Raw genomic sequence first — 7,430 nt, 5'->3', positions numbered from 1 at the left:
CGCCGGTCTGCGGCGCCACCAAGTCGGAAGCCGAGGACAGGATGGCGCTGATCGAGAAGCTGCCGCTCGAGATCGATGCGCTGTCGCTGCTCTCCGAAGGACTCAATTACGATTTCGCCTCGAAGGGCCTCGACGAGCCGCTGACAGCGGAGGACCTCGCTAGCATGCAGGGCATCATCGGCATTCGCGACGGCGTGCTGCGAACCTCCGGCAAGACCAATCCGACCGCGCGCGACTTCGTCAAATTCTCGGGCCGCGGCCAGACCCAGGATGCGATCGTCGGCGGTCCGAAGGAGATCGCCGACAAGCTGGAGGAGATGTTCGTCGAGCGCGGCTGCGACGGCTTCGTCATCGCCGCGACCTACGTTCCCGGCTCCTATGCCGATTTCGTGCGCCACGTGGTGCCCGAGCTGCAGCGCCGCGGCCTCTACCATACCGACTATGCCGGCACGACCTTGCGCGACAATCTCGGCCTCGCCCATCCCAGGATTGGCGGCTGGAAGGCGCAAGCCGCAGCCGAATAGCAAAAAGGATATCGCATGCGCTGGGTGAAGTTCACGTCCGCCGGACGGACGTCCTGGGGTTTGGTGGAAGGTGATCGCGTGGTTGCGGTCGACGGTGATCCATTCGGTGAATGGCAGCGTGGTTCGCAGTCCGATGCGCTGACAGAGGTCAAGATCGAACTGCCGTTGATGCCGCGCACCTTCTATTGCGTCGGCCTCAATTACCTCAAGCATCTGAAGGAAGCGGCTGACAAGCGCGGCGAGGTGCCGGCCGTGCCCGATCGCCCGGAGGTCGGCTATCGCGCCCAGAACGCGCTGATCGCCCATGACGAGGACGTCGTCATCCCAGCCAACGCGACCGAGAAGATCCATTACGAAGGCGAGCTCGTCGTGGTCATCGGCAAGAAGGCGAAACATCTCACCGCAGCAAATGCGATGGAGTGCGTGTTCGGCTACACCATTGGCAATGACGTCAGCGAGCGGACCTGGCAGAAGGCCGACCGCGGCCTGTGGCGATCCAAGAATGCCGACACGTTCAAGCCGATGGGACCATGGATCGAGACCGACGCCGATCTCGATGCGATGCAGACCATCATCAAGGTCAACGGCAAGGAAACCTATCGCTTCCTAACCAACGACATGATCTTCGGGGTGGTGCCGTTCCTGGTCGAGCTGTCGAAATATTTCACGCTGTGGCCCGGCGACGTGATCTGGATGGGCACCGACGGTGCCTCCCCTGACATCAAAGCCGGCGATGTCGTCGAGATCGAGATCACCGGCGTCGGCACCCTGCGCAACCGCTTCGTCAAAGAGACGCGTTAGTCAACGAGCTCCTTACCCATTACGTCGCGATTTTTGTGGCCGTCATTGCGAGCGAAGCGAAGCAATCCAGAGAGACAAGAAAAAGGACTGGATTGCTTCGTCGCTTCGCTCCTCGCAATGACGGTTGGAATAAATAGTCCGCGGGACCGGTGTCACGCGTCCCGACGGCAACGTTACTTCACAAGATCGGCCCCGGCCTTGCAGGTCGCAGCGTCCTGATCGCCGGTGCCGCCGCTGCAGCCGATCGCGCCGATCAGCTTTCCGCCCTCCACCAGCGGAAAGCCGCCGGGGCTTGCGACCAGCGTCGGATCGAGCGTGCCGACATAATGATGTCCGCCCTCATAGGCGTTGTAGAACGCACGCGTCTCCCTGCGGAAGCGCGCCGCCGTCCGCGCCTTGCCGATCGAGATCGAGACCGACGCGAGCTGCGCGCCATCCATGCGGGCGAAATGCACGAGTTCGCCATGGGTATCGACCACAGCGATGTTCATCTTCCAGTTTCGCTTCTTGGCCTCGGCTTCGGCGGCGGCCAGCACCTGTTTGGCCTGTTCGAGCCCGATCGGCATGCCATAGGGGATATCGAACGGCATCGCATCCGGCGTTCCGCCAGCCGAGGGCGGCGACGCTGCCGCCGGAGCGTTTTGAGCAAAAGCCGGCACGCTGATAGCTGCAGCGGTGCAGACCACGGCCGTGAAGATGAACTGGCGCATGTACTCTTCCTCCTTGTTGAATTTTGTTATGTTGTCGAATGTCGCGTGGCTCGTCCTGCCGGTGAAGTGGCCGATATTTCGAAAACTCAGCCTCCCTCTCCGCGTGACGCCTCTCTGCAACCCCTGCCGTCTTCAGATATTCCCAGTACTAGCGATCGAGCTCACCCGGTGAACCGCCAACCATCACCAGCCCTTCGTTGACTGAGAGCCTGCCGAACACCTCCGGCTTGATCGCGGCTGCGAGCAAAATCGTGCCGATACATATCGCAACCGCGAACAACCCTGTCTTGATAGGAGAACGGCGTTGCACGTGCTGTTCGCGACGCCTGTGCTGGCGCAGCAATCGTGCCATCGATCAATGTCAAGTCGGTGAAGCAGCCGAAGCAGTTCGGCTGGATTCATGCCATGGCGTGTCCGTCCGAGGACAGGCTCTATGTTGGCGAGCTGCTGAACTGGCGCGTCCAAAAACTGATTCTGAAGCCGTGACATTCTGCGCGCGCCGCTCGTATTCAAGCGCGCGGATGTCGTCAATGCGGATCGATCAGCGTCTGCTGATCGGCGCTGTGCTTTGCCAGCAGATCCATGAAGATCCGTACCTTCATCGCGAGATGGTGTCGATGCGGATAGATCGCATTGACCGCGAAATCGAACGGACGATAGTCCGGCAATAGCCGCACCAGCCGTCGGGCTTCGAGATCGTCATGGACCAGGAATCCTGCGGCGAGACTGATACCGAGACCGTGAAGCGCAGCCTGGCGCAACGTCTCGCCGCTGTTGGTGACAAGGGTGCCTGAGATCCGGGCCGCGGCCGGCGCGCCGTCGCGGTCGAGGAAACGCCACTCGTCCGGATAGGGATAGTGGACGTGCCTGATGCAGTTGTGCGCGGCGAGATCGGCGAGTTGGAGCGGGCGCCCGTGCCGTTCGATGTAATCAGGGGAGCAACACAGCACGTGGCGCCAGGTGGCGAGGCTGCGGGTGATAAGGCTGGAATCCCGCGGGGGCGTCAGCCGCACCGCAAGATCGAACCCCTCCTCGATCATATCGACATCGCGCTCGCCCATCATGACCTCGAGCTTGACCTCGGGATAGCTCGACATGAATTCGGTGACGACCGGCGCGACGAAGGGCACGAGGTGGGTTGCGATATAGAGACGAAGCGTGCCGCGCGGCGTCGACTGCAGGGTGCTGGCGACATCGTCGGCCTGTTCGAGATCGGCGAGGATCTGCGTGGCGCGATCGTAATAGACCTTGCCGACTTCGGTGAGGCTGACCTTGCGCGTTGTCCGGTTGAGCAGCCGGACACCGAGCCGGTCCTCCAGCGCCTGGACGTGGCTGCTCACCATGGTGGTCGACATGTTGAGCCGGCGGCCGGCGGCCGAAAAGCCGCCATTATCGACGACGCGGACGAAGGCGGTCAGGCTGGTCAAGCGATCCATGGCGACCCGACATTATGCGCCATTACCGGATAATCCTTTTCGTTTTTGGCAGATTATCAGATCAGGAAGGACATCGCATATCACCCGGCAACATACCTGTCCCACGAGCGGAGTTCCGGGAGATTATCATGACCAGCATCGAGTATACCTCTGATTTGAAAGAGAAAACCGGCACGACGCGATCGCGGCATGCGATCAAGCGCGCCGCGATCGGATTGGCCCTGGCGCTCGGCATCGCGGCTGCCGTGGATTATGGCTATGGCTATGTTACCGTCGGCCGCTACCTTGAGGCGACTGACGACGCCTATGTCAAAGCCGATTCCACGCTGATCTCGCCCAAGGTCTCGGGCTATATCGCCGAGGTGCTGGTCAGCGACAATGAGAAGGTCAGGGACGGCCAGTTGCTGGCGCGGATCGACGACCGCGACTTCAAGACCGCGCTGGCGCAGGCCCAGGCCGATCTCGCGGCCTCCGAAGCCGCGGTGCGCAATCTCGATGCCCAGATCGAGCTGCAGAAGCCCGTGATCGCGCAGCAGGCCGCCGAAGTCGACGCTGCCGACGCCAACCTGAAATTCGCCGAGCAGGAACGCGCGCGCTCCGACGAGCTGATGAAGTCCGGCTCCGGCACCGTGCAACGGGCGCAGCAGACCGACGCCGCGCTGCGCGCCCAGACCGCGCAACTGCAGCAGGGCAAGGCTGGGCTGGTCGCCGCCAACAAGAAGCTCGAGGTGCTGGCCACCGACCGCGCCAAGGCGGTCGCGCAGGTCGATCATGCCCGGGCGGTTAAACAGCAGGCGGCGCTGAATCTCTCCTACACGCAGATCACCGCACCGGTCGAAGGCACCGTCGGCGCGCGCACGCTGCGGGTCGGGCAGTTCGTGCAGGCCGGCACCCAGCTGATGGCGGTGGTGCCGCTCGACCAAGTCTATGTCGTCGCCAACTTCAAGGAAACGCAGCTCACGCATATGCGCGAGGGACAACCGGTCGAGCTGCGCATCGATAGCTTCCGCGGCACGCCGCTGAAGGGCCATGTCGACAGCCTGTCGCCGGCGTCGGGGCTGGAATTCGCGCTGCTGCCGCCCGACAACGCCACCGGCAATTTCACCAAGATCGTGCAGCGCGTGCCGGTGAAGATCGTGCTCGACGAGAACAATTTGAGCGGCCTGTTGCGCCCGGGTATGTCGGCCGAGCCCGTCGTCGACACCAAGGCCACCGTGATCGCCGAGCGCGATGCCGGGCGGCGGATCGCCGCCAATCGCTGATCCGGCTGGAGGCAATCATGACCGCGCTTCAATCTACGCTTTCCTCCCTTGCTGGCGCGCAATCCAGCACCGCGCCGGCTCCCGCTGCGGCGCCCACCGTCTCCGCACGTACCTGGGTTGCGGTGCTCGGCGCTACGCTCGGCGCCTTCATGGCGGTGCTCAACATTCAGATTGTCAATGCCTCGCTCGCCGACGTGCAGGGCGCGATCGGCGCTGGCATCGACGACGGCGGCTGGATCTCGACCTCCTATCTGATCGCCGAGATCGTCGTGATCCCCCTGAGTGGCTGGCTCGCCCAGGTGTTCTCGATCCGCATCTATCTGCTCACCAACGCCGTGCTGTTCCTGATCCTGTCGGCCGCCTGCGCCTTCGCGCAGGACCTGCCGCAGATGATCGTGCTGCGCGCCGTGCAAGGCTTTACCGGCGGCGTGCTGATCCCGATGGCGTTCACCCTGATCATCACCCTGCTGCCGAAGACTAAGCAGCCGGTTGGCCTCGCGCTGTTCGCGATCTCCGCCACCTTCGCGCCGGCCATTGGTCCGACTATCGGCGGCTATCTCACCGAGAACTGGGGCTGGCAGTACATCTTCTACGTCAACATCGTGCCCGGCGCCGTGATGGTCGCGATGCTGTATTATTCGCTTGACGCCAAGCCGATGAAGCTGTCGCTGCTGCGCCAGGGCGACTGGCCCGGCATCGTCACCATGGCGATCGGGCTGTCGGCGCTGCAGACCGTGCTCGAGGAAGGCAACAAGGACGACTGGTTCGGCTCGCCCTTCATCGTCCGCCTCACCGTGATCGCAGCCGTCGCAATCGGCCTGTTTCTGGTGATCGAGTTCACCACCGAGAAGCCGCTGCTCAATCTGCGCCTGCTGTTCCGCCGCAATTTCGGCTTCGGCATTCTCGCCAATGTCCTGCTCGGGGTCGCGCTGTACGGCTCGGTCTACATCATGCCGGTCTATCTCTCCCGCATCCAGGGCTACAATGCCGAGCAGATCGGCATGGTGCTGGCCTGGACCGGATTGCCGCAGCTCGTGCTGATCCCGCTGGTGCCGCGGCTGATGAAGACGGTCGACGCGCGGATCGTGATCGGCGTTGGTTTTGCGCTGTTCGCTGCCTCCAACTTCATGAACATCTTCATGACCAACGACACCGCCACCGACCAGCTGTTCTGGCCCAACGTGGTCCGCGCCATCGGGCAGGCGCTGGTGATGACGCCGCTGTCAGCGGTGGCGACATCAGGCATCGAGCATGAGAACGCCGGCTCCGCCTCCAGCCTGTTCAACATGATGCGCAATCTCGGCGGCGCGGTCGGCATCGCGGTGCTGCAGACGTTCCTCACCAAGCGCGAGCAGTATCACTCCAACGTGCTGATGCAGTCCGTCTCGCTGCTCGAACAGGCGACCCGCAATCGGCTCGACCAGCTCACCCAGTACTTCGTCAATCACGGCGTGATCGACCGGCTCGATGCGGCACACCGCGCCTATGTCGCGATCGGCCATATCGTGCAGAAGCAGGCCTTCATCCTCGCCTTCAGCGACACCTTCTATCTGCTCGGTACCGCCTTGCTCGTCGCGCTGATCGCGACCGCGTTCTTGAAGAAGCCCGACCACCTCAGCTCAGGCGGAGCACACTAACAACTCACACCGCCGTGGCGCGCGCGAAATCGACGTAGATCTCGCGCAGCCGCGTTGCCATCGGGCCGACCTTGCCGTTTCCGACCGGCTTGCCGTCGATCGTGATGACCGGCTGCACGAACGCGCTCGCGCTGGTGATGAAGGCTTCCTTTGCCCCAAGCGCTTCAGCCACTGTGAACGCCCGCTCCTCGACCCGGAGCTGGCGCTCCGCGGCAAGCGCCACCACCGCCTTGCGGGTGCAGCCCGGCAGGATCGCGTTGGAATTCGGCCGCGTCACGATCACGTCGTCCTGAGTCAGGATGAACGCCGTGGACGAGCCGCCCTCGGTGATCTTGCCATCCTCGATCATCCAGGCCTCGCCGGCGCCGGCTGCTGCCGCCGCCTGCTTTGCCAGCACCTGCGCCAGCAGCGCCACGCTCTTGATGTCGCGCCGCTCCCAGCGGATGTCGGGCACGGTGATGACGCCGATGCCGGCCTTGGCCGACGGCGCGTTGACGATATCCTTGGCGGTGACGAACATGACCAGCGTCGGTGTCACGCCCTTCGGAAACGGAAAGTCGCGGCTCTTGTCGGCGCCGCGCGTGACCTGCAGGTAGACCATTCCGTTGTCGAGCTGGTTGCGCGCAACCAGCTCCTTCTGCAGCTCCTCGATCCGGGCGGTGGTCTCCGGCAGCGCCAGGCCGATCTCGCCGACCGAACGCTCCAGCCGCGCCAGATGCGAGGCGCTGTCGACCAGCTTGCCGTCCAGCACCGCCGCGACCTCATAGATGCCGTCGGCGAACAGAAAGCCGCGGTCCAGCACCGAGACCTTGGCCTCGGAGAGCGGGACGAATGAGCCGTTGACGTAAGCGATCGGGTCCACAGTATCTTCTCCTCAACTTCGATATTCCGGGTTGAAGCCTGTCGGCCTGCACCGGAATGATAACACCCCCACTGTCATCGTCGGCGCCCGGTCCGACCTTCGGCCGGCCGGATGACAGGCTCCGGCGGACGATCCAGTGCGCGGTGACGCTTCGGTTCGATCTCTTCTGCCGCGGAGTACTGGATCCGCCTGCGCGGA

At 63.5% G+C, this 7,430-nt stretch carries 8 protein-coding genes and 1 pseudogene; 5 read left to right on the top strand and 4 right to left on the bottom strand.

Annotated features, from left to right (window positions below):
* Nucleotides 1-524, top strand: a pseudogene (locus tag WA702_RS20595) (LLM class flavin-dependent oxidoreductase); the annotation flags it as partial.
* A 15-nt stretch (nt 525-539) separates the two neighbouring features.
* The gene (locus tag WA702_RS20590) at nt 540-1,325 is read left to right on the top strand and encodes a fumarylacetoacetate hydrolase family protein (RefSeq protein ID WP_425112391.1); all 786 of its coding nucleotides are present in this window, start codon (nt 540-542) and stop codon (nt 1,323-1,325) included.
* Nucleotides 1,326-1,498: 173 nt separating this feature from the next.
* Here WA702_RS20590 and WA702_RS20585 read toward each other — a convergent pair whose 3' ends face one another.
* Together WA702_RS20585 and WA702_RS20580 are read right to left on the bottom strand one after the other, a co-directional pair.
* Nucleotides 1,499-2,035 (bottom strand): GlcG/HbpS family heme-binding protein, encoded by a 537-nt coding sequence (locus WA702_RS20585; protein ID WP_425112390.1) that lies wholly within the window; start codon nt 2,033-2,035, stop codon nt 1,499-1,501.
* 148 nt (nt 2,036-2,183) lie between these two features.
* Nucleotides 2,184-2,387: a hypothetical protein gene (locus WA702_RS20580; protein ID WP_425112389.1), complete on the bottom strand. Its 204-nt coding sequence runs from the start codon at nt 2,385-2,387 to the stop codon at nt 2,184-2,186.
* Here WA702_RS20580 and WA702_RS20575 point away from each other — a divergent pair.
* Complete coding sequence (locus tag WA702_RS20575; RefSeq protein ID WP_425112388.1) at nt 2,381-2,521, top strand: hypothetical protein; 141 nt, start codon at nt 2,381-2,383, stop codon at nt 2,519-2,521. The genes WA702_RS20580 and WA702_RS20575 overlap by 7 nt on opposite strands.
* A gap of 41 nt (nt 2,522-2,562) precedes the next feature.
* Here the strand turns inward: WA702_RS20575 and WA702_RS20570 are convergent, their stop codons facing one another.
* A complete protein-coding gene (locus tag WA702_RS20570; RefSeq protein WP_425112387.1) occupies nt 2,563-3,471 on the bottom strand; it encodes a LysR family transcriptional regulator in 909 nt (302 codons plus the stop codon).
* 128 nt (nt 3,472-3,599) lie between these two features.
* On the opposite strand from WA702_RS20570, the gene WA702_RS20565 reads away from it, so the two are divergent.
* Nucleotides 3,600-4,733 carry an HlyD family secretion protein gene (locus WA702_RS20565; RefSeq protein ID WP_425112385.1) on the top strand — a complete coding sequence of 378 codons (1,134 nt, stop codon included), beginning with the start codon at nt 3,600-3,602 and terminating at the stop codon, nt 4,731-4,733.
* Nucleotides 4,734-4,750: 17 nt separating this feature from the next.
* On the top strand, nt 4,751-6,370 hold the full coding sequence (locus WA702_RS20560) for an MDR family MFS transporter (protein WP_425112384.1): 1,620 nt from the start codon (nt 4,751-4,753) through the stop codon (nt 6,368-6,370).
* Between the two features lie 4 nt (nt 6,371-6,374).
* On the opposite strand, the gene WA702_RS20555 is transcribed toward WA702_RS20560, so the two are convergent.
* Entirely contained in the window at nt 6,375-7,232 is an 858-nt protein-coding gene (locus WA702_RS20555) for a D-amino-acid transaminase (protein ID WP_425112383.1), read from the bottom strand.
* Between the last annotated feature and the right edge of the window lie 198 nt (nt 7,233-7,430).

The sequence above is a fragment of the Bradyrhizobium sp. genome (genome assembly GCF_049798375.1).
Lineage (GTDB): Bacteria > Pseudomonadota > Alphaproteobacteria > Rhizobiales > Xanthobacteraceae > Bradyrhizobium.
This window is presented reverse-complemented; position numbering and strand designations above follow the sequence as displayed.

Coding starts and splice junctions, on each gene's coding strand:
- WA702_RS20580 (WP_425112389.1), bottom strand. CDS start 2,387: ATGGCACGATTGCTGCGCCAGCACAGGCGTCGCGAACAGCACGTGCAA.
- WA702_RS20590 (WP_425112391.1), top strand. CDS start 540: ATGCGCTGGGTGAAGTTCACGTCCGCCGGACGGACGTCCTGGGGTTTG.
- WA702_RS20570 (WP_425112387.1), bottom strand. CDS start 3,471: ATGGATCGCTTGACCAGCCTGACCGCCTTCGTCCGCGTCGTCGATAAT.
- WA702_RS20585 (WP_425112390.1), bottom strand. CDS start 2,035: ATGCGCCAGTTCATCTTCACGGCCGTGGTCTGCACCGCTGCAGCTATC.
- WA702_RS20560 (WP_425112384.1), top strand. CDS start 4,751: ATGACCGCGCTTCAATCTACGCTTTCCTCCCTTGCTGGCGCGCAATCC.
- WA702_RS20565 (WP_425112385.1), top strand. CDS start 3,600: ATGACCAGCATCGAGTATACCTCTGATTTGAAAGAGAAAACCGGCACG.